Raw genomic sequence first — 20,216 nt, 5'->3', positions numbered from 1 at the left:
GTATGTCAAATAAGTTTTACACAGATGAGGAGGCACAAGAACTACAAAAGTTGGATGTGTTTACTTATCTGTATAATTATGAACCAAGTGAACTTGTTAAATCTGGAAAAAAAGAATACCGAACGGCAACGCATTCCTCTTTGGTTATTTCTAATGGTAAGTGGATTTGGTTTTCTCAAGGAAAAGGTGGGGTAAGTGCAATCAGCTATTTAATGGATGTTAAAGGTATGAACTATTATGAGGCTGTAAAATATGTTGATAAATGTATAAGAGATAGTCCGCCTGTTTATCGTGTAAACAAATGTTCAAAAAAGAACGATGGTATTTTCAGATTGCCAACCGTTTCAAAAGATAATAAAAAAATGATGTACTATCTAAAAAATAAAAGAAAAATTGATAAAGAAGTTATTCAATTTTATTATCAAAAGGGAATGATCTATGAATGCAGTTATGATCACTCTGTTGTCTTTGTAGGATATGATGAAAAAGGAATAGAACGTTATGCTTCAAAAAGAGCAACAGATGGTGATTGGAAGGTAGACGTATTTAACAGTAATAAGGAATATAGTTTTCAATTGGTAAATAAAGAAAGTGATGTTTTAAATATCTTTGAAAGTGCAATTGACCTTATGTCTTTTCAAACTTTAGAGAAGTTGCATAAAAGGAATTGGAAAAAGAACAATTATCTTTCTTTATCAGGAGTAACAGCAATAGGTAATTCTATTGAGGAAAGTGAATTGCCTATTGCCTTAGGTAAATTTTTAGCAATCAATCCACAAATTAAAGTTTTAAATCTATATTTGGATAATGATAAGGCAGGAAAAAACAGTATTGCAAAGATCAATTATCTTTTAGGTAAAAGCTATCAAATCTATGATAAAGGACCTAAAAAAATGAAAGATGTCAATGAAGTTCTGACAAGAAAATTTAAGCAAAAAGAAGAATACAGTAGATAGGAAGGTCATGGATCAAATTCGTGACCTTTTATTATGCAAGGAGAAAATGATGAAAGAATATGTTGTTGAAATTACAGAAGTATTACAGCATCAAGAAACAGTAAAAGCTCATTCCAAAAATGAGGCAATTAATGTTGTAAGAGAAAAGTATAAAAATGAAGATGTAATACTTAATGATGAAAATATAACGGATTTAAGATTTGATGTTCTTGAAGTCAAGAAAAAACTTTTTGACAGGGAAAGATAGTTTTCCAGCAGGATAATAAATTCATTAAATAGAAGTATTATCCTGTTGATGACTTTTGTAGCAAGCAAGGACTTTTGTACCCAAAGTCAGCTTGTTAGGGACAATCCCTAAGACCCTGCAGGAAATGGAGTAGATAAAATTGAACAAGATCAAAAGAAATAAAGAGATAAAAGTAAGATTGTCTTTGATTGAATTAGAAAATTTAAATAAATGTGTTAAGAAAACAGGACTGTCAAGAGAAGAATATATTCGTACATTGATAAGTGGATATGTTCCAGCACCAAGAATCAGTGATGATGTTAAAGAAATTATTAAGCAGTTAAGAATGATAGGTAATAACTTAAATCAGATTGCAGTTATTGGTTATAAAACTGGAACAATTGATATTTTAAAATATAAGAGAAACTGTTCAGAACTTGAAAAAAATGTTCAATTAATATTAAGCAATGTTACTGAACCTACAAGGATGGAAAAGTAAAATGGCTACAACAAGTATATGGGCAGTTAAGGATAATTTGGACAGGGTTTTAAATTATGCTTCTAATCCTCTTAAGACAAAAGAAACGGATAGTGTTTATGAATATGAAGGACTTGGGAATGTTATTGATTATGCTGTCAATGATGATAAAACTGAAAGACAACTTTATGTCAGTGGTTTAAATTGTCATCCCTCAACTGTTCTTCAGCAAATGGAACAGACAAAAAGGAATGCACACAAGGAGGATGGTGTTTTGGCATTTCATGCGTATCAGTCTTTTTTACCAGGGGAGGTTACAGCTGAAACAGCACATCAAATTGGATTAGAACTTGCCCATCAGATGTGGGGAGATGATTTTGAGGTATTGGTTTGCACACATACAGATAAGAAACATTTTCATAATCACTTTGTTATAAATTCTGTTTCATGGACAACGTACAAAAGATTTTTAAACAAACACGCTGACTATGACAAAATGAGAAGATTGTCGGATGCACTTTGTGAAAAGTATAGACTCAATGTAATCACAGATCCTAAAAAGGGAGTGCACTATTCTGAATGGCAGGCTAAAAAACAGAAAAAGCCTACACGAAGAACGCTTATAGAAGATGATCTTGAACGTGCTATTGCATCATCAAGAACATTCACACAGTTTTTACAATATCTCAAGTCTGTTGGATATGATGTGAAAACAAATGTAAAACATATTGCAGTCAAACCACCCGGAGCACCTCGTTTTTTTAGACTTTATAAAGTAAGAGATGATGGAACATATAGTGAAGAAAATATCAAGAAAAGAATCATTGAACAGGATCTGTATTTTGAAAAAAGAACACGAATCAAAAGTAAATATCAATATCATGGAAATATCAAAAAGGCAAAAAAGATAACAGGAATAAAGGCATTGTATTTCCATTATATGTATCGAATGGGAATTATCCCTAAAAATGTACCTTCTAGAAGAAAGGTACATTTTATTTTTAAGGAGGATCTTAGATATATGGACAGGATTACTGAAGAAACAACTTTTCTATGCAAAAAGAAAATCAATACGATCGAGGATTTGGAAAATTATGAAAGTGAAATAAGCAACAAAATTGAAAAGTTAGTTAAGGAAAGAAGATGCCTTTATAACAAGGTCAAAAGATGCCGAAATCTTGAAAGAAAAGAAATGATTCAAAAAGATATCGAAACAATTTCAAAAGAAATAAAGGATTATCGAAAGGAGGTGAAATTATGTGAAGGTATCAAACAACGTTCCTTAAAGATTAAAGATAAATTGCAAACAGTTAAGGAACAAGAAAATAAAGTACAAGAAAGAAGTTCAAAAGAACGAAAAAGAAATTATTAAGGAAGGAGGAACTTTATGAATGCTGGCGGAGAAACAGCCGATCAAGCAGTGAGGATGACACTTCAGGGAATAGAAATGGCAGCTAATGTAGCTTTAAAGGCAGGTGGAATGGCTTCTAAATCTTTAGCAGTAACGCTTTATGCAATTTTAACAGATAAGAAAAAGGTTAAAGGAAAAACAAGACTTGCTAATATGTTGAAATCTGGAAAGGAACTTAAAGTGTTTGCTGTACATCATTCAGATTTGAAAAAGTTTTGTGAAGAAGCAAAACGTTATGGTGTTCTTTATTCTGTATTAAAAGAAAGAAATAATACGGATGGAATATGCGACATTATGGTACGAGCTGAAGATGCAGCAAAAATCAGCAGGATCGTAGATAAATATGAACTTGCAACTATTGATACTGAAGCAATGAGAAAAGCAGCACTTGCAAAACAGCCTGATGAATTCAAAGATGTCAAACCATTAACTGAAAAAGAACATGATGAGTTGGTATCTTCTTTATTGGACTCAATGAAAGAAGAACAAAACCCGTCTATGGCTCGAACGAAAACGAGAGGCGAAAATCAGTTCGAGCATATCTCAATGGAGGAAGGTATCAATAAAAGACCATCAGTAAAAAAAGAACTAGATGAGATAAAAAATAGAAATAAAAAGGCTAAACCTAAACAAACAGTTAGACAAAGAAATAGGGTACGTCATAAACAGCCTCAACGTAAGAAAAAGATAAAAAGAAAGGTAAGATAAAATATGAGTGATATATATAATTTATTAAACAATGCAACTAATGAGAAAATTGAAGAAAAACCTAGAATTTCTCCAGAGGAATATGCCAAACAAAAACAACAAAAAAGACAGAATCTTTATGATATGGCTGAGAAGCAAACACATGAAGTTGTTTCTTCTCCACAAAATTATCTGAACTATTTAGAAATGCAATCAAAATTTGGTTATACTGTTACCAATACACTCTTGGTCATGGCACAATGTCCACAGGCAACACTGTTAAAAGATAATAATCGTTGGGTAGAAGAAAAAAAGTATGTAAAAAAAGGAGTAAAAGGAATTGGAATATTAGAACCTAAAGGTGAATATCAAGGAAATGATGGCGTGATAAGAACCAACTATGATGTTAAATATGTTTTTGATATTTCTCAATTAAACAGACCATACAGAATGAAAAAACAAAATTTGTCTGTTAGAGAAATCATCAGCGGTCTAGTTTATCAATCACCTGTTAAAATGCAGATGGTTGATAATACTGAAAAGGGTTCGCTAGTACAATATTCGCCAGATAATCAAATGATCTACTATGCAGACGGGATGAGTCCGACAGATTTAATGGAGGGTTTAGCAAGGGAATATTGCTATGTAGAATTTGAAAGTCAATATGGAAATGTTGACAGAACAGAGGATGCCTTTATGGTAAAAAGTGCTGCCTATATTCTTTGTAAAAAATTGAACATTCCAGTTTCAAACGTTGATTTCGCAAATGAAGTAAAAAATTATTTTGAAGGAATGGATTCTCGAGATACTAAAGAAGAATTGAGCAACATTAAAAGTATTGCAGATGAAGTGAGTAATCGAGCTGAAAGAGGAATCTATAGATTGCAGCAGGAAAGAGATAGTGCAAGCAGAGGAGAAGAACGTTAATGGGGTTATTTAAGAATAAAGAACCAACGGTTTTGATTAGAGTAACGGACTTTGAAAGAAGAATAATTATTACTGCTTTAAGAAATTTAAGAGACAAGCAAATAAAAGAAAATAAGGATTATGATTATATTGAATCGATTATGGACAAGGCAGCAATAGCTGACATATCCAAATCGAAAAAATCATATGAGGAAAGATAAACAGGTTGAACTTGTTTTTTATTTTGTAGGAGCAGTATTTATAGCGTGGCTTTCAGTTCTTGTTGCTCCTTGCATCCATGAGGGACTATTTGATGCAATCATTTACTTAAATGAAGCAATGAATAGCCCTTTTTCTTTTGAATTATGTCAGGATACTCTTAAATGTATCTTGATATTTGAGTCAATCTATTCTTTTTCATACTTGGCTTATTACTATAACAGGAAGAATTACAGAAGAAATGAGGAGTATGGTTCAGCAAAATGGGCGAATAATAAAGCTGTCAATAAAAAATATACTGAAAAGGATTACTATTCTAATAAGATACTTTCGCAGAATGTTCGTATTGGTTTAGATGGCAGACGACATAGAAGAAACCTAAATACTTTAGTTATTGGTGGAAGTGGAGCAGGGAAAACTCGCTTTTTTGGTAAGCCTAATTTGATGCAATGCAATACATCTTTTGTGGTTCTTGACCCAAAAGGTGAACAGCTCAGAGATGTAGGAAATCTTTTAGAAAAAGAAGGATATGTTATCAAAGTTGTTGATCTTATCAATATGAATAGATCACATTGTTATAATCCATTTCGTTATATCAAGGATGATAAGGATGTTTTAAAGCTTATAACCAATCTTATTAGAAATACTACACCTAAAGGTAGTCAGACAAATGACCCCTTTTGGGAAAAATCGGAAACGGCTTTATTAGAAGCTCTTTGTCTTTACCTTTTACACGAAGCACCAGAAGAAGAACAAAATTTCACGATGGTCATGGAAATGATTGCAGCTGCTGAAGTAAAAGAAGATGATGAAGAATATCAAAGTCCGCTAGATGAATTGTTTGAAAGATTGGAAATAAGAAATCCAAATTCATTAGCTCTCAAGCAATATAAGATTTATAAACAGGCGGCAGGTGTAGTAAGTTTGAAGAGACTTCTTAATCAATCAAATTTAAAGAGTTGGAGCTCCAAAATGATTAAAAAGTCTCTTGAGGCTTATTTTTTTACCTTAAAGAACAAAATTGTATTTTGTAAAAAACAATTTCAAAACATGTCCGTATTTTGTTTCGTCAGTACAGAGATTGTGTAAGGAACTTTAAAAAGATGACACGAAATCAAAAAAGATGCAGTAAGGGGGCTGTAAAAAGACCTCTGAGCATTTCGTTTAGTGTAAGAATCTTTTTTACTTCTTACACGAACCTTGAAAACGAAACAGCCTGCCCGTAGTGATACCAGAACTGAATAGGCATTCAGCGTGTCTTTTTTGGTTAATACGTCCCGGAAACATCAGAACCCGGTACAGGAACGGATATGGGATGAGAACAGGCAATTAATAAACAAAGGAAGGAGGACATCTGACTATGACAGAGAAACAGGGATTCATGACAGCGTTGTATGAACGTCTTAGTCGTGATGATGAATTAAACGGGGAATCCAACAGTATTTCAAACCAGAAGAAACTGCTGGAACAATATGCAAAAGAACATGGATTTACCAATCTTGTTCATTTTACTGATGATGGTATCTCCGGTACAAGATTTGATCGCCCAGGCTTTCTTGCCATGATGAAAGAAGTAGAGTCGGGGAAAGTCGGAACGATTCTGATTAAAGATATGAGCCGAATGGGAAGAGATTATCTGAAAGTCGGACAATATATGAAATTGCTGCGACAGAAGAATGTCCGCCTGATTGCAGTCAACGAGAATGTAGACAGCTTCCGGGAGGACGATGATTTTACTCCATTCCGAAATATCATGAATGAATGGTATGCAAGGGATACCAGTAAAAAGATAAAATCCACTTTCAAGGCGAAAGGAAAATCCGGCAAGCATGTGGCAAGTACAACACCATATGGGTATCTGAAAGACAAGGATGACCCGAATGTATGGATTGTTGATGAAGAAGCAGCTGTAGTTGTACGGAGAATCTTTCACATGACAATGGATGGGTACGGACCATATCAGATTGCCAAGGCACTGAAAGAGGATAAGGTTGAGATACCAGCGATTCATATGGCAAAGAAAGATGCCGGATTATGGAAAGACAGAGTAAAAGAAATCAAAGATCCTTATGGCTGGGGCTCTTCTACTGTTGCAGGCATTCTGAAGAAAAGAGAGTATCTTGGTCATACAGTGAACTTCAAGACCAGAAAACATTTCAAGGATAAGAAAAGCCATTACGTATCTGAAGATAATTGGACGGTGTTTGAGAACACGCAGGAAGCCATTATAGATCAGGAAACTTTTGACAATGTACAGAGAATCCGAAGCAATGTGAGAAGATATCCAGATGGATGGGGAGAAGCCCACCCCTTGACAGGTCTGATGTATTGTGCAGACTGTGGTTCCAAAATGTATGTCCATCGAGTAAATAATGGCAAGCGAGTACCACAATATACTTGTTCTGCATATTCTAAAGTTCCGGTTGGAACACTCTGCCAGACACAGCACAGAATTAATGCTGATGTGGTTATGGAGCTGATTAAGGAACTTTTAAAGGCTGTTGCGGAGTATTCACAGTTGAATCGTGAAGAATTTTTGGAGACAGTAAAAAAGGCACAGACTTCACAGCAGTCCAGTGAGATCACAAGATTGAAAAGCAGATTGGCAGAGGCAAAAAAGCGTGTGCAGGAACTGGAAAAACTGATCTGCAGAATTTATGAGGACAATATTCTTGGCAAGCTGCCAGATGAACGCTATGCGATTCTTGATGGACAGTATTCTAAAGAACAGAAAGATTTGTCGGCAGAAATTGCAGATATGGAAGCTGAATTATCAGGCTATGAAGAAGGTCGCAGATCAGCGGAGAAGTTTATTGCTCTGGTTGATAAATACCAAAATTTTGAGGAATTGACCACTTACATGCTGAATGAATTTGTAGAAAAGATTGTGGTGCATGAGCGTGACCGGAAAGGAAGCGTTGAGACGACACAGGAAGTGGAAATCTATTTTAACTTCATCGGCAGATATTTACCGCCACATTTCGGTGAGGTGAAAATGACACCGGAAGAAATTGAAGAAATGGAAAAACGGGAAGCCAGAAAAGACAGGCTTCACCAGAATTACCTGAGAAGAAAAGCAAATGGAAAGCAGCAGGAATACTATGAACGGACAAAGGCAAAAAAGAAAGCCGAACTGGATGCAAAAAAAGAAGAGATCCGGCAGGAAGATATTGCAAAAGGTGTGTTCATTCCGCTATCACTGCTTCCCCCAGCAGAACCGAAGAAAGGAGTTGCATCAGCATGAGCAAATTAGAAAGAATCATTCACGATAACAGTAATGGTCTGGATTATATCCTTGTCGGGGAAATCTATCTGCCACTGATCGCAGTACCCGAAGAGAAAAGAGAGATTGGTTTTTATGGAAGTCTTCACAGAAACTATCTGAAAGATTACAAGAGTGGCTTGTATTCCTATCTGACATTGAGTGGTAAGCTCTGGACGTATCTCGCAGATCTGAATGAGCAGTGTTTGGAACGCAGGGATTTCCTCATGGAACAGATTATGGAGCAGGAAGGCATTACGGAAGAATTGAAAAGCAGAGATCAGATGGAATGGGTTCGCCGGGCAAACAATGCAAGAAGCCGGGTAGATGAAATTATTTTAAATGAACTGGTGTATGTGTAGGAGGGACTTATGAGATACTGGATTGAATATGCAGACGGAAGATGTTGTAATTTTGCAAACAGCAGAAAAGATTTACTGGACTGGCTGAAACTTTTGAAAGATGAAAAAATCGTTGATATCCGAAAGATTTACAAAAGCGGTGTGACAGATTCTGTGATAGACAGCTATCGTAGTTATCTGAAACAGTGAAAGGGGTGGACAGTCATGGTTGTTGTAAGAATTATTGTGAAAATCGTATTACTGCCAGTGCGTATATGCCTGACAATGATACAACTGGTGGTTATGTTCTTCACATGGCTGTCGGCAACGGTATTTCATATCCTGTCGGGGATCATCTGCATTACAGCAGTTTTAGGGTATGGATTCGGACAGGAGACAGGCACAGAAGCGGTCAGGATGCTTGTGGCAGGTTTTATACTTTATATCCTGCCTGTGCTTTCTGGCTGGGCAGTGGTGTGGCTGGAAACAATCAAAATCAGATTGATGAAGTAGACCACTGGAGAAAGGAATAGGATTCTTAAATGAAGATTACAAAAGAGATTGAAGAATTTATCAACCTGACCATAACGGAGCATATGGGAAAAGAGTATGCAGACTGGAAACTGAGCCAGCCGTCTGTGACAGAACCAGATGAAGTTGAGGAAGAATATAAAAAAGTGATTGCCACACTTCCACAGAAACAGGAAGAGGCCATTACAAAATATTGCGACCAGATATTTAACAGTGGAGCAGAGACAGAAGAATTTTTCTACCGGTTGGGACTGAGGGACGGAATGAAACTTAGGAAGAATGTTAAAATGGTTCTGAAGCAATTATCAGAATGATACATACAGGAATTATCTGAAAAGTGAATGAGTAAAGGAAAGGGCATTAACCGTAAAAAGTTAGTGCCCTTTGTTTTACCCATTTTTATATTTTCACAAAATCCGATGCAGAGGATTTTTGAAAAACAGACGGAACGGAGATCCTGCTGAAGGGACAGCGGCAGGAGTTACGTTTTGTCTGCTGGGAGTACAGAGGGCTGGAAGTCCTTTGTGCCCAGATTGCAAAGAGCGGCAGCATCTTGCTGGGGTTAAGGGGCAAAGCCCTTAGCAGGTTAAGGGCGGCAGCCATTGCCCAGTGATATGGCGTTTCGCCATATGGTACTGGGTACTGTCTGTAACGGGGACAGAGACTTTTGGAAGCTTCGCTGCAATCCCCTCCGGGGAAACAACTTGAAAAAAGGAGAGATGTGAATTGAAAGGCACAAGGCATAACGGCAGATCTGGGAAAGACGGTGTTTACAATCCGCTTCACAATGACCGGAGATTTGACCCGGAACACAGTGAGCATATTGACAATGAACGTGTCCGTCAGAATATTTACTGGGACTGCTATCAGGGATATACCACAATGGCAGACCGGGGAAAAGAGGATAATTTTTCTTTTAACCAGATTGAGATGGCATACTATGTGGATCATTACAGCGATTATGTGATTAACCAGAATAAACGTCATGAGAAAGCAAGACACCCCGACAGATGTAAAGGGGTGGAAGATGTTCTGAAAAATAAAAAGACCTGTCCGGAAGAAAGTATCTATCAGCTTGGGACGATAGATGAACACGCTTCTGTGGAAACGCTGGTTTTGGTTTTTGATGAATTCAAGAAAGAGTTCGATGAGCGGTTTGGTTCTAATGTGCATATCATTGACTGGTCACTGCACATGGACGAAGCGACTCCGCATATTCATGAGCGTCATGTATTCGATGCTACGAACCGGTATGGGGAGATTGAACCGAAACAGGAAGCGGCACTGGAAGAACTTGGCTTTGAACTTCCGAATCCGGAAAAGAAAAGATCAAAGACAAATAACCGTAAGGTTGTTTTTGATTCTGCCTGCCGGACAATGTTCCTGGATATCTGTAAACGTCATGGACTGGAAATTGACGAAGAACCGTCCTATGGAGGAAGGCAGTATCTGGAGAAACAGGACTATATCCGAATGAAGCAGAAAGAAGAGATTGCGGTTCAGCAGGAAATGCTCAATCAGCAGAGGGATAAGGTCAATGCGAATCATCTGGAACTTGCAAGGCAGTCAAACCATGTCAGGGCAAATGAAAAGGTTATCCAGTCACAGAAAGAAAAAATAGAACAGCAGGAAAAAGAATTTAAAGAAAATTTCATTTCCAATTCTGACCGGATTCTAAGTCAGGGCGAGCTGATTGAAGAACAGAGAGAGGAACTGCAACAGCTTACCCTCCGTATTGAAGATGTGGAAACCTTGCTTGACGAAGTATCCAGTGAAGCCTATGACAAGGCTGTGGATAAAGTCGCAGAGGAAACAATGCGGGCTACCAGAAAAGATGACATTCGTCTTGCGGAAGATTCTAAGAGATGGATTCAGAGTCCGGAACGTAAGGCATCACGAAAAGAAAAGGAATATGCGATAAACAGGCTGGACGGTCTGATTAAAAAAATCGAATATGCGATGGAAAAAGCTGTTGTGAGGGTTGTCCGTCAGTTAAAACAGCCAGAGAAGAAAAAAGCCGTTGTAGAAGAAATCAAAAAAGAAGTGAAGCCGTCAATCAGAGAAAAACTTGCATTGAACGTAGCAAAGATTCAAAGAGAAGAGGCAGAGAGAAAACAACTGAATAAAGGAAGATCACATTCCAGTGATCTGGAACTATAAGGGCATTTTGTTGATTCCGTAAGGACAGGACAAAGTGCTTTTTTGTTTTTTGTGAAAACTTGCTTCCCAGATTTGGGAAGCAGATTTAAGAAAGAGAGGAAACGAATTGGGATTATTTGATGAAGTAAAACAGAATGTGACCGTCCGGCAGGCTGCGGAGAGGTATGGGTTAAAGCCCAACAGGAGCGGACTGATCCGCTGCATTTTCCATAATGACAAATCACCCAGCATGAAAGTTGACCGGAGATATTATTGTTTCGGGTGTGGCTGTACAGGAGATGCCATTGATTTTACGGCACAACTGTTTGACATTGGATTGAAAGATGCAGCCATGAAGCTGGCAGATGATTTTGGGATTCCTTATTCCGGCAGGGACAGGGGATCACCGCAGAACAGGAGAAGCGTTTCAGCAAAAAAGCCAGAGCCGACACCAGAAGAACTTTGGCAGAAAAAACATCTGAGATGCCTGAGAGCCTATCTGGATTATCTGAGCCTGCTTCTGGAATGGAAAGAACAGTATGCACCAAAAACACGGACAGAAGAATGGCATGAAAAGTTTATGACTGCTCTCAGGGAGTTGTCAGTTGTTGAGTATTATCTGGATATCCTGCTCTTTGGGGACAGGGCAGATAAGGAAGCACTTGTAAAAGAAAAATGGAAGGAGGTGGAGCGGATTGAGCAATGCGAAAGAGAAGATAAAGGAGATCGCCACAAAAGAACAGAAAGATGCCATGAAAGAAATGTTCCGGATGGTAGATAAAAGCAAAGTCGATGAAGTGAAACAGATGCTGGAATATACACAGAAAGGAACTGCGAAAGCAACGGTTGGAAATTATATGGTTGTGCTGAGAAATGATCCGCTTGTGCGTGAGAGTATGAAATACAACAAGCTGACAGGCAGGATTGATATTGTAAAAAAACTCTGGTGGAATGAGGAAGTCTGCAAGCTGGATGATGATGGCAGGACTTATTTCTACTATTTCTTTGAACGCTATTACAAACTCACAAGTGAAAAATGTATGGATAAGGCACTTCGCATAGAAGCCAACAGCCGGGCATACCACCCGATCTGTGAGTATCTGGAACAACTGGAGTGGGACGGGCAGGAGAGAATCCGTTATGTTCTGCAACGGTATATGGGGCAGATGCTTCGGATTTTGTCTATGAGGTTGTGAAGCACTTCCTGATGGAAGCATTAAGCAGAATCTACCGCCCCGGTTGTAAAGCAGATGAAATGCTTTGTCTGGTAGGTCAGCAGGGAGCCGGAAAATCCACATTTTTCCGTTTTCTTGCATTGAACGATGACTGGTTTTCTGATGATCTGAAGCAGTTGAATGACAGTAAGATATACGAGCATCTCCGGGGACACTGGATTATGGAAATGTCGGAGATGATTGCTGCAATCAGTGCAAAGAGCAATGAGGAAATCAAGTCATTCCTGACCAGACAGAAAGACACTTACCGGAACCCTTATGATAAATATGAGGAAGACCGGAAGCGTCAGTGTATCTTTGCAGGTTCAACGAACACAAGGCAGTTCATTCCTTTTGACCGTACCGGGGCAAGACGGTTCCTGCCGATTGCTATAGACAGCAGTAAGGCAGAGAAGCATATCCTCGATGATGAAAAAGAAGCCAGATCCTATTTTGACCAGTTGTGGGCAGAAGTAATGGAAATCTACTGGTCAACGGAGAATAAGAGCAGCCTGTTGAAGTTCTCAAAGGAAATGGAGCAGGAGATCAGTGAATACCGAAAACAGTTCACACAGGAAGATACGATGGCAGGAATGATACAAGGCTGGCTGGACGCTTATAAAGGTAGTCATGTATGTTCCGTCCAGATCTGGAAAGAAGCCTTTGACCATTTTGACCGGGAGCCGAAAAAATTCGAGACAAATGAGATCTGTTCCATTATGGATACGCAGATCACTGGCTGGAAGAGAGCCGGAGTCCACAGATTTTCAAAGGAAGGATATGGCAGACAGAGAAGCTGGATCAGGGAAGGAGCAGAAGAAGAGGGTGGCAACGAACCGGATAAAGATGGATTTACAAAGCTGACGAAAGCAGAACAGTTGGAGCTGCCATTTGATCTGCCCGACAGAGAGAAAGGCTGATTTTGATGCCGAAAGGCTACTGATTACCCGGAAATTTACTGCTTGTTGACATTTTTGTTGACACCAAAATCCTTTGTATTTACCGGTGTTTCAGCTACTTTTTAACAGGTGTCAACAAGAACATTCAAAAAACTTTTCAATAGTATTTTGGAAAACAGAAATAACTACCCGAAAAAAGTTTCAAACCCTATGTTGACACTTGTGTTGTCAGCGTGCCGATAAACTCCCGGCAGGGACAGAAGCAAACCTCTCTCTGTCGGGCACAGGAAAGAAAGGAAATAGATGATTATGGAAAAAATGATGAATAAAAAAACAGAGGGAAACACATTTACAAAGAAAATCGGGCAGACAGTATATGTTGTCCGCTATCATTTCAATGAAGATGCAAAGGAAACCATGCAAGAAAAGATTAACCGGATGCTGGTTACAGAAGCAAGCCGAAAGGCAATGCAATAGATGGGGGCAGAGACAATTGGAATTGAGATATGTTTGAAAATGTGATATGATTTGAGCAACAAATTAGAATTTATGGAGGAATGATAGTGAGTTATATTACAATGGAAATATGGACTGGAATATGGATATTAGTGAGGTTACTTCCAACGGCACTTATTATTTTCGCAGGTGTTATGATTATCGAACTGGGTATTGAATTTATCCAAAAGAAGAAAATAGAAATTAGGATTTTAAATTGTTTATGCCAATTCTTGTGGATTTTGATAATTGTATCAATATTAAAAATTACAGGAATTATTGGTGGTAGTTTTGGAATATCGTCACCTCTTGATAGTTATATTAGTTTTAAATTATTTGAAGATGGATTTAATGCGGCAACTATTTTGAATATATGTCTATTCGTTCCATATGGATTTTTGCCAGTATTTATTTTTAAGAATATCTACAAGCATTGGTGGAATGGCGTTATACTTGGAGCAGTATTTTCGATTGGCATAGAATTTTTGCAAACATTTATTGGAAGGTTTGCACAGTTAGATGATGTGATTATGAATACTTGTGGGACTCTCATTGGATTTTTGATGGGATGCTTGTTACTTCGCATAACCACAAGTAAAAAATAAATTCCAGTTGATATTTCACATATTTTAGGAAATTTAATAACTGTTATATTTGATTATCAAATTCTTCGCAAACCCTTGAAAATACTAAGTTTGTAGCAAGTGAACTTTCCCTTACTCTTTCCCTTGTGTTACATTTTCCCATTGCTTTTCATGAACCTTAATATGGGAAAAATTAAGGGAAAGAAAATTTCATAACACAATATAACATATAACAATAACGACATGGTGAACTGATTGAAATGTTTTCGATATTTAACTCTGTAACTGATTATCAAAAGAAAATGGAGATAAGATACGATGAGAACAATTTATGCAGAATATAATATAAACCACGATAGTATTGATGTTTACACAAGTGCTGGATATATGCTTCGCATTGATTGCTGGGAAGCTGAAAAAAATTTAAAAACCACATATGGATCAGAATGTGCGCTTACTTCATTGGCTGTGGATGAGCCTTTGGAATATGCAAGATTATATCTTGATGGCAATTTACAGATGTGGGTGGATACAGAAGATTCATTAGAACTTTATTAAGCAAGAAGTGAGATAGTGTTGTAGGGAGTTTCCTGTAGTTAAAGATACCACACCCGATATGATGAACCCACGCTTCTACACTACCAGCTATGATAAAAGAAAGGACAGCAATTTGACACTGCTGTCCTTTCTTTTATAAAATTGCAGTACACAGAAAAAAGCTGTAAAATGAAAAATATATTTGTCCTTGTAACAATTCTCGGACATTTGCCTGTTATACTATCTGCAAAAAGAAAAGGAAGTGATAATATGAAGCATATTTTAATTGTCGAAGATGATAATCTTTTGAATAAAACGCTTACTTATAATTTGGAATTGGACGGTTACACAATAACTTCTGTTCTGAATGCAAGGACAGCCGCTGAATCATTAAAAACAAACATTTTTGATTTGGTATTGCTGGATATAAATTTACCAGACGGAAATGGTTATGACCTATGCCGTCTTATCAAGCCAGAGCATCCTGATACAGTAGTTATATTTCTAACTGCCAACGATCAGGAAAGCAATCAGATACGGGGATATGAAGCTGGTGCAGTGGATTATATCACGAAACCTTTTTCGATTAGTGCTTTGCAGCGAAAAATCAAAGCCATGTTCGCTATGTTGGAGCATCACAAACCAGCTAAGGATATTTACGAGGATGGTAGCTTGTTTCTGGATTTTTCGGAACAATTTGCAAGTTTGAACGGGAAACCATTAGCACTTTCTGCGATGGAATATAAAATGTTGAACCTATTTCTTAAAAATCCGAAGCAGGTACTTACTCGCCAACAATTTTTAGAAAAACTGTGGGATGTTGATGAAAAATATGTAGATGAACATACCCTTACTACTTCTATCAGCCGTATTCGCAGTAAGATTGAAGCGGATGGCGACACATATATCAAAACGGTTTATGGTATGGGGTATCAATGGACAGGAGGCGAAAAGAAATGAATCTGAATAACCTTTCTGCTAAGAAAATTTGTAGACTGGTTAGTGCTGGCATGGTTTTCTCTATGCTGGTAATTACCGGTATTTTCGGCGGTATAATGCAGGATATACGAATTTTTATAGTGGGTGGAACATTGACACTCTGTGCGTTTTTCTGGATTTGGCTATTGGTGCTGATTTTTGGAAAACGCCTTTCTCATTTTACTTCTAATTTGTGCCGGACGCTGGACAACATGATTGATGGAAACGAGGAATTACAAAAGTCAAATGATAGTGAAACTCTTTTTGCCCGTATCAACCACCGCTTAATTCGGTTGTATGAGATTATGCAGAAAAACCGGCACAAGGTAGACATGGAACGACAGGAGCTTCAAATGCTGATTTCTGATATTTCACATCAAGTTAAAACGCCTGTCAGCAATTTGCAAATGGTAACGGACACACTTTTAACAAAGCCTGTTTCAGAAGAAGAACGGATGGACTTTTTACAAGGCATACGTAGTCAGACTGATAAACTGGATTTTCTGTTCCAAGCACTGGTTAAAACGTCCCGGTTGGAAACCGGAGCAATACGATTAGAAAAGAAAGACAGCAGCTTATTCCATACGCTTGCACAAGCCATGAGCAGTATTGTATATGCCGCAGAGAAAAAAGAAATTGCTGTATCCGTGGATTGCCCGGAAAATTTGATAATCTCCCATGACAGCAAGTGGACAAGCGAAGCCCTTTTCAATCTGCTGGACAATGCAGTAAAATACACTCCGTCAGGTGGAAAGATTTCTGTATCAGTGGTTCAGTGGGAAATGTACGTAGAGGTCAAAGTGACCGACACCGGCAAGGGCATTTCAGAAAGCAATCAGGCTGCCATCTTCCGGCGCTTCTATCGTGAGGAAGAAGTACACGATCAACAGGGTGTGGGAATAGGTTTGTATTTGGCTCGTGAGATTGTAACAAGGCAAGGGGGCTATATCAAGGTTGTTTCAGAGCTGAGGCAAGGCTCAGAATTTTCTATTATGCTTCCTGTAAGGTAAGATATAACCACTTTTTTTGAAATGTCCGAGCGTTGTAACATTTCACTCTGATTTTCGATAAAAATTTTTTCTATCTCGGACATTTGTGTAACATTTGTGGTTTACAATGGCTTTATCAACAGATAGAAAGCCTTGAAAGGAGCATTTGAATATGAGCATTTTACAAACAATCGACTTAAAGAAGTATTACGGCACAGAACCAAATATTACTCGTGCCCTTAATGGTGTAAATTTTACTGTGGAACAGGGAGAATTTGTTGCCGTAGTTGGAACTTCCGGCAGCGGTAAGTCTACATTGCTTCACATGATGGGAGGACTTGATACCCCCACTTCCGGCAGCGTGATTGTACGGGGAGAAGAACTCGCAAAAAAGAATGATGATGAATTGACAATTTTCCGCCGTCGTAACATCGGATTTATCTTCCAAAATTATAATCTGGTTCCGATTTTGAATGTATATGAAAATATCGTCCTGCCTGTGGAACTGGATGGCGATACAGTAGACCAGAAATTTATGGACGAAGTTGTGTATATGTTGGCTTTAGAAGATAAACTGGAAAATATGCCGAACAATCTTTCAGGCGGTCAACAGCAACGTGTAGCGATTGCACGAGCTTTAATTACGAAGCCTGCGATTATCCTTGCTGATGAACCGACCGGAAATCTTGATAGCAAGACCAGTGCAGATGTGTTAGGGCTTTTGAAGCATACCAGCGGAGAATTTAATCAGACCATTGTAATGATTACTCACAACAACGAGATCGCTCAACTCGCAGACCGCATTGTACGGATTGAAGATGGTAAAATTGTTGGCTAAAGGAGGTGGGAATTATGAATTATCCTTTTGAAAATGATACCAGTGCAGTAATTAAAAAATTAGCACGAAAAAGTGTGCGTTTTGATAAGAAGAAAAACTTATTTTGCCTTTCGGCAATTATTGTAGCCGTTGCTATGATAATGATGTCGTTGCTCACAGTGCAAAATATCATTTATCAAAATCAGAAAGAAATCGAAGGATTACATCAAGGGATTTTCTTTGACATTACGCAGGACAGTAAAGAAAAGTTGTTAGCAAACGAAGAAGTAAAAAGTGTAGGACTTTCCTGTAATATCAAAACAGTGAAAGAAAATTCTAAAGAACTGTCTCTGATTTATTATGATGATGACATGCTTAGTTTGATTCCTGCCTTTGACGGAAAATATCCAGAGAAAGCAAGTGAAATTGCTGTTACAGATGCCTTTTTTGCCAGTGAAAATAAGTCTCCGGAAATCAACGCCATAGTTCAGTTGAATCTGGATGGTACTTTGAAGAATTATACTATTGTTGGTATTTATCATGATAAAACTTCTACCGCTTATCCTGTTTTTGTTTCACTTGAAAAATGCCGGGAATTACGTGGAAATAACCTGCTTAATGGATATGTTTGGCTTGAAAATGCAGATACCCTTACAAAAGACGAAGCAACAGAAATATTATCTCAAATTTCAGAGGAGACTGGACTGAATAATTGGACAGTCAGCAGTTACTATGATTATGTAAATACAACTTTGTCCTTCAGTAATTATGCGGTATATGGTGTAGTTGCTGCCATTTTGTTTTTAGCTGCCGCACTTGTAATTTACAGCATTTTCTATATTTCGGTTGGACAAAAAGTTGCTGAGTTCGGACAGCTTCGGACAATAGGGGCAAGTAAAAAGCAAATTTATAAAATAGTTCTTAAACAGGGTTATATGCTTGCAGTTCCGGGGATTTTAATTGGTTGTATCATGGGAACGATCATCAGCTATTGTCTGCAATCAAAAGGCTGGTCAGTATTTGCATTTATTGTTTCTCTATGTGGCGCATGCCTTTTTGGAATACTGCTTGTTTATATTAGTGTTCGTAAACCAGCAAAAATTGCAGCGAATACTTCTCCAATTTCCGCCCTGAAAAATCCAGTGGGAATTGTAAATTACCGCACTCACAAAAGACATCGTATTACGCCTGTATATTTAGCGAAAATCAGCTTTTCCAGAAACAGAAAAAAATCTCTATTGACCATTTTATCATTGGGACTGTGCGGAGTTATATTTTTCCTTGCAGCAAGTTATCAGAGTTCTTTTAATGCCGAGAGTATGGCTCGTTATTGGGATATGAAGTACGGAGATTTCAAAATCAGCATTGATTTAGAAAACGAAAGTGAAAATTTGGATGCTCTCTTGCAGAAAGAATATTTTTCTGATTATGTAAAGCGTGTTGGAGATATAGAGGGAGTTAGCAATATATTTACTTATGCTACCGTACCAGTTGATTTCTCAACAGACAATGATATTTCAGATAGCACCTTGATGCTCGGCTATAATGAAAAGGATTTGGCGTCGCTAAATGCAGCGGTTTTGTCTGGAAATATTACTGATGATACAGAATTAGTTGTAAGTGATCCCGAACGTATTTATGATGTTTACCATTGGAAACCTCAAATTGGGGATACTGTGACCTTTAATTTCAAAAATCATAGTGGTAAAACAATAACAAAAGCATTCAAAATTGGTGCAATCACTTCCAGCAATGATGGAATGGGTGGCTATATTTTCAGAATGCCGGAAAATATGCTCAAAGAACTTGCAGGTTATGACTGTACATACGCAATCGAAATACAAGCAGAAGCTGAATATCAGGAGATAATCGAGCAAGAACTCAAATTACTCGTTTCTGACAATAGGGATGTTCGCTTACAAACCCTTCAAGATTTTATTGTAGAACACCAATCAGACAATCGTGCAGGTTTTACATTAGCTTATGCGATTGCAGCCATCTTGTGGATATTTGCGGTCATCAATCAAATCAATCTTACTGTGACAAATCTTTTATCACAGAAACAGGAAATGGGCACACTAAAATCTATTGGTATGACAAATAAGCAGTTGAAGCAAGCATTTATGATGGAAGGTCTTTTTACTACTTTGATTGCATTGCTTATAACTGCTGTTGTTGGAATCCCCGGCGGATATGCAATCGGTATATTTTTGAAAAATGCAGGCATGTCTACGGGATTTGTATTTCCGGTTGTTGCTTTTACTCTTTTTGCTGTTGCTATGTTTATGCTTGAAAGTTTGATGACAATATTGCTTATTCATTCATGGAAGAAGCAATCTGTTATTGCAATAATGCGAAATTGATGATAGAAAGCTTTTCATATCTCGGTCAGCTCCACAATTACATTACTCTGCTGATACAGCCAGTCCGTAAATTCTTTCGGGCTGGCTGTTCCTGTTTTTACAGCCTTTTTTCTCTGTAATACTTCTTTTCATACAGTAAATTTTCACTAGGCTGGTATGGAGTAATTTTACTGTCTATACAGTA

General features: G+C 37.7%; 24 protein-coding genes. All 24 read left to right on the top strand.

Features of this window, described 5'->3' with window-relative positions; all coding sequences use genetic code 11:
• The first annotated feature begins 2 nt into the window (after positions 1–2).
• The 24 genes from LJD34_RS07205 to LJD34_RS07090 all read left to right on the top strand — a co-directional run bounded on the left by LJD34_RS07205 (position 3) and on the right by LJD34_RS07090 (position 20,032).
• Entirely contained in the window at positions 3–956 is a 954-nt protein-coding gene (locus LJD34_RS07205; RefSeq protein ID WP_227359531.1) for a DUF3991 domain-containing protein, read from the top strand.
• A 49-nt stretch (positions 957–1,005) separates the two neighbouring features.
• Positions 1,006–1,203: a DpnD/PcfM family protein gene (locus LJD34_RS07200; RefSeq protein WP_158556430.1), complete on the top strand. Its 198-nt coding sequence runs from the start codon at positions 1,006–1,008 to the stop codon at positions 1,201–1,203.
• Between the two features lie 139 nt (positions 1,204–1,342).
• On the top strand, positions 1,343–1,681 hold the full coding sequence (locus LJD34_RS07195; protein ID WP_227359530.1) for a plasmid mobilization protein: 339 nt from the start codon (positions 1,343–1,345) through the stop codon (positions 1,679–1,681).
• Position 1,682: 1 nt separating this feature from the next.
• Positions 1,683–3,032, top strand: a complete 1,350-nt coding sequence (locus LJD34_RS07190) for a relaxase/mobilization nuclease domain-containing protein (RefSeq protein ID WP_227359529.1) — start codon at positions 1,683–1,685, stop codon at positions 3,030–3,032.
• 15 nt (positions 3,033–3,047) lie between these two features.
• Positions 3,048–3,779, top strand: coding sequence for a PcfB family protein (locus tag LJD34_RS07185; protein WP_117575957.1), 732 nt, complete (start codon positions 3,048–3,050; stop codon positions 3,777–3,779).
• Between the two features lie 3 nt (positions 3,780–3,782).
• Positions 3,783–4,685 carry a hypothetical protein gene (locus LJD34_RS07180; protein ID WP_227359528.1) on the top strand — a complete coding sequence of 301 codons (903 nt, stop codon included), beginning with the start codon at positions 3,783–3,785 and terminating at the stop codon, positions 4,683–4,685.
• Entirely contained in the window at positions 4,685–4,885 is a 201-nt protein-coding gene (locus tag LJD34_RS07175) for a hypothetical protein (RefSeq protein WP_032089834.1), read from the top strand. Before LJD34_RS07180 ends, LJD34_RS07175 begins: the two co-directional genes overlap by 1 nt.
• A complete protein-coding gene (locus tag LJD34_RS07170) occupies positions 4,872–5,972 on the top strand; it encodes a type IV secretory system conjugative DNA transfer family protein (RefSeq protein WP_227359527.1) in 1,101 nt (366 codons plus the stop codon). Before LJD34_RS07175 ends, LJD34_RS07170 begins: the two co-directional genes overlap by 14 nt.
• A gap of 271 nt (positions 5,973–6,243) precedes the next feature.
• Positions 6,244–8,127: a recombinase family protein gene (locus tag LJD34_RS07165; protein WP_227359526.1), complete on the top strand. Its 1,884-nt coding sequence runs from the start codon at positions 6,244–6,246 to the stop codon at positions 8,125–8,127.
• Positions 8,124–8,507 carry a TnpV protein gene (locus LJD34_RS07160; RefSeq protein ID WP_021738890.1) on the top strand — a complete coding sequence of 128 codons (384 nt, stop codon included), beginning with the start codon at positions 8,124–8,126 and terminating at the stop codon, positions 8,505–8,507. The genes LJD34_RS07165 and LJD34_RS07160 overlap by 4 nt, the downstream gene beginning before the upstream one ends.
• Positions 8,508–8,516: 9 nt before the next feature.
• A complete protein-coding gene (locus LJD34_RS07155; RefSeq protein ID WP_021738889.1) occupies positions 8,517–8,696 on the top strand; it encodes a hypothetical protein in 180 nt (59 codons plus the stop codon).
• Positions 8,697–8,711: 15 nt separating this feature from the next.
• Complete coding sequence (locus tag LJD34_RS07150; protein WP_138262904.1) at positions 8,712–8,999, top strand: hypothetical protein; 288 nt, start codon at positions 8,712–8,714, stop codon at positions 8,997–8,999.
• 29 nt (positions 9,000–9,028) lie between these two features.
• Positions 9,029–9,331: a hypothetical protein gene (locus LJD34_RS07145; protein ID WP_021738887.1), complete on the top strand. Its 303-nt coding sequence runs from the start codon at positions 9,029–9,031 to the stop codon at positions 9,329–9,331.
• Positions 9,332–9,743: 412 nt separating this feature from the next.
• Positions 9,744–11,177: a hypothetical protein gene (locus tag LJD34_RS07140; protein ID WP_021738885.1), complete on the top strand. Its 1,434-nt coding sequence runs from the start codon at positions 9,744–9,746 to the stop codon at positions 11,175–11,177.
• Positions 11,178–11,283: 106 nt separating this feature from the next.
• Positions 11,284–11,937 (top strand): CHC2 zinc finger domain-containing protein, encoded by a 654-nt coding sequence (locus tag LJD34_RS07135; RefSeq protein WP_021738884.1) that lies wholly within the window; start codon positions 11,284–11,286, stop codon positions 11,935–11,937.
• Positions 11,909–12,352: a hypothetical protein gene (locus tag LJD34_RS16785; protein WP_227359525.1), complete on the top strand. Its 444-nt coding sequence runs from the start codon at positions 11,909–11,911 to the stop codon at positions 12,350–12,352. The genes LJD34_RS07135 and LJD34_RS16785 overlap by 29 nt, the downstream gene beginning before the upstream one ends.
• An 11-nt stretch (positions 12,353–12,363) precedes the next feature.
• Positions 12,364–13,290, top strand: coding sequence for a VapE domain-containing protein (locus LJD34_RS07125; RefSeq protein WP_195465136.1), 927 nt, complete (start codon positions 12,364–12,366; stop codon positions 13,288–13,290).
• Between the two features lie 282 nt (positions 13,291–13,572).
• Complete coding sequence (locus LJD34_RS07120) at positions 13,573–13,746, top strand: transposon-encoded TnpW family protein (protein ID WP_021738882.1); 174 nt, start codon at positions 13,573–13,575, stop codon at positions 13,744–13,746.
• A gap of 86 nt (positions 13,747–13,832) precedes the next feature.
• Positions 13,833–14,369, top strand: a complete 537-nt coding sequence (locus LJD34_RS07115; protein WP_167622877.1) for a VanZ family protein — start codon at positions 13,833–13,835, stop codon at positions 14,367–14,369.
• A 297-nt stretch (positions 14,370–14,666) separates the two neighbouring features.
• Positions 14,667–14,906, top strand: a complete 240-nt coding sequence (locus LJD34_RS07110; RefSeq protein ID WP_006859036.1) for a DUF6061 family protein — start codon at positions 14,667–14,669, stop codon at positions 14,904–14,906.
• Between the two features lie 249 nt (positions 14,907–15,155).
• Entirely contained in the window at positions 15,156–15,845 is a 690-nt protein-coding gene (locus LJD34_RS07105; RefSeq protein ID WP_009265522.1) for a response regulator transcription factor, read from the top strand.
• Entirely contained in the window at positions 15,842–16,873 is a 1,032-nt protein-coding gene (locus LJD34_RS07100) for a sensor histidine kinase (RefSeq protein ID WP_006859034.1), read from the top strand. Before LJD34_RS07105 ends, LJD34_RS07100 begins: the two co-directional genes overlap by 4 nt.
• Positions 16,874–17,024: 151 nt before the next feature.
• On the top strand, positions 17,025–17,690 hold the full coding sequence (locus tag LJD34_RS07095; protein ID WP_006859033.1) for an ABC transporter ATP-binding protein: 666 nt from the start codon (positions 17,025–17,027) through the stop codon (positions 17,688–17,690).
• Positions 17,691–17,704: 14 nt separating this feature from the next.
• Positions 17,705–20,032: an ABC transporter permease gene (locus LJD34_RS07090; protein ID WP_227359523.1), complete on the top strand. Its 2,328-nt coding sequence runs from the start codon at positions 17,705–17,707 to the stop codon at positions 20,030–20,032.
• Positions 20,033–20,216: the final 184 nt, after the last annotated feature.

The sequence above is a fragment of the Faecalibacillus sp. MSK20_93 genome (genome assembly GCF_020589945.1).
Classification (GTDB): Bacteria; Bacillota_I; Bacilli_A; order Erysipelotrichales; family Coprobacillaceae; genus Faecalibacillus; species Faecalibacillus intestinalis.
Note: the sequence above shows the minus strand (reverse complement) of the source record. Positions and strands in the feature narration are given on the sequence as shown.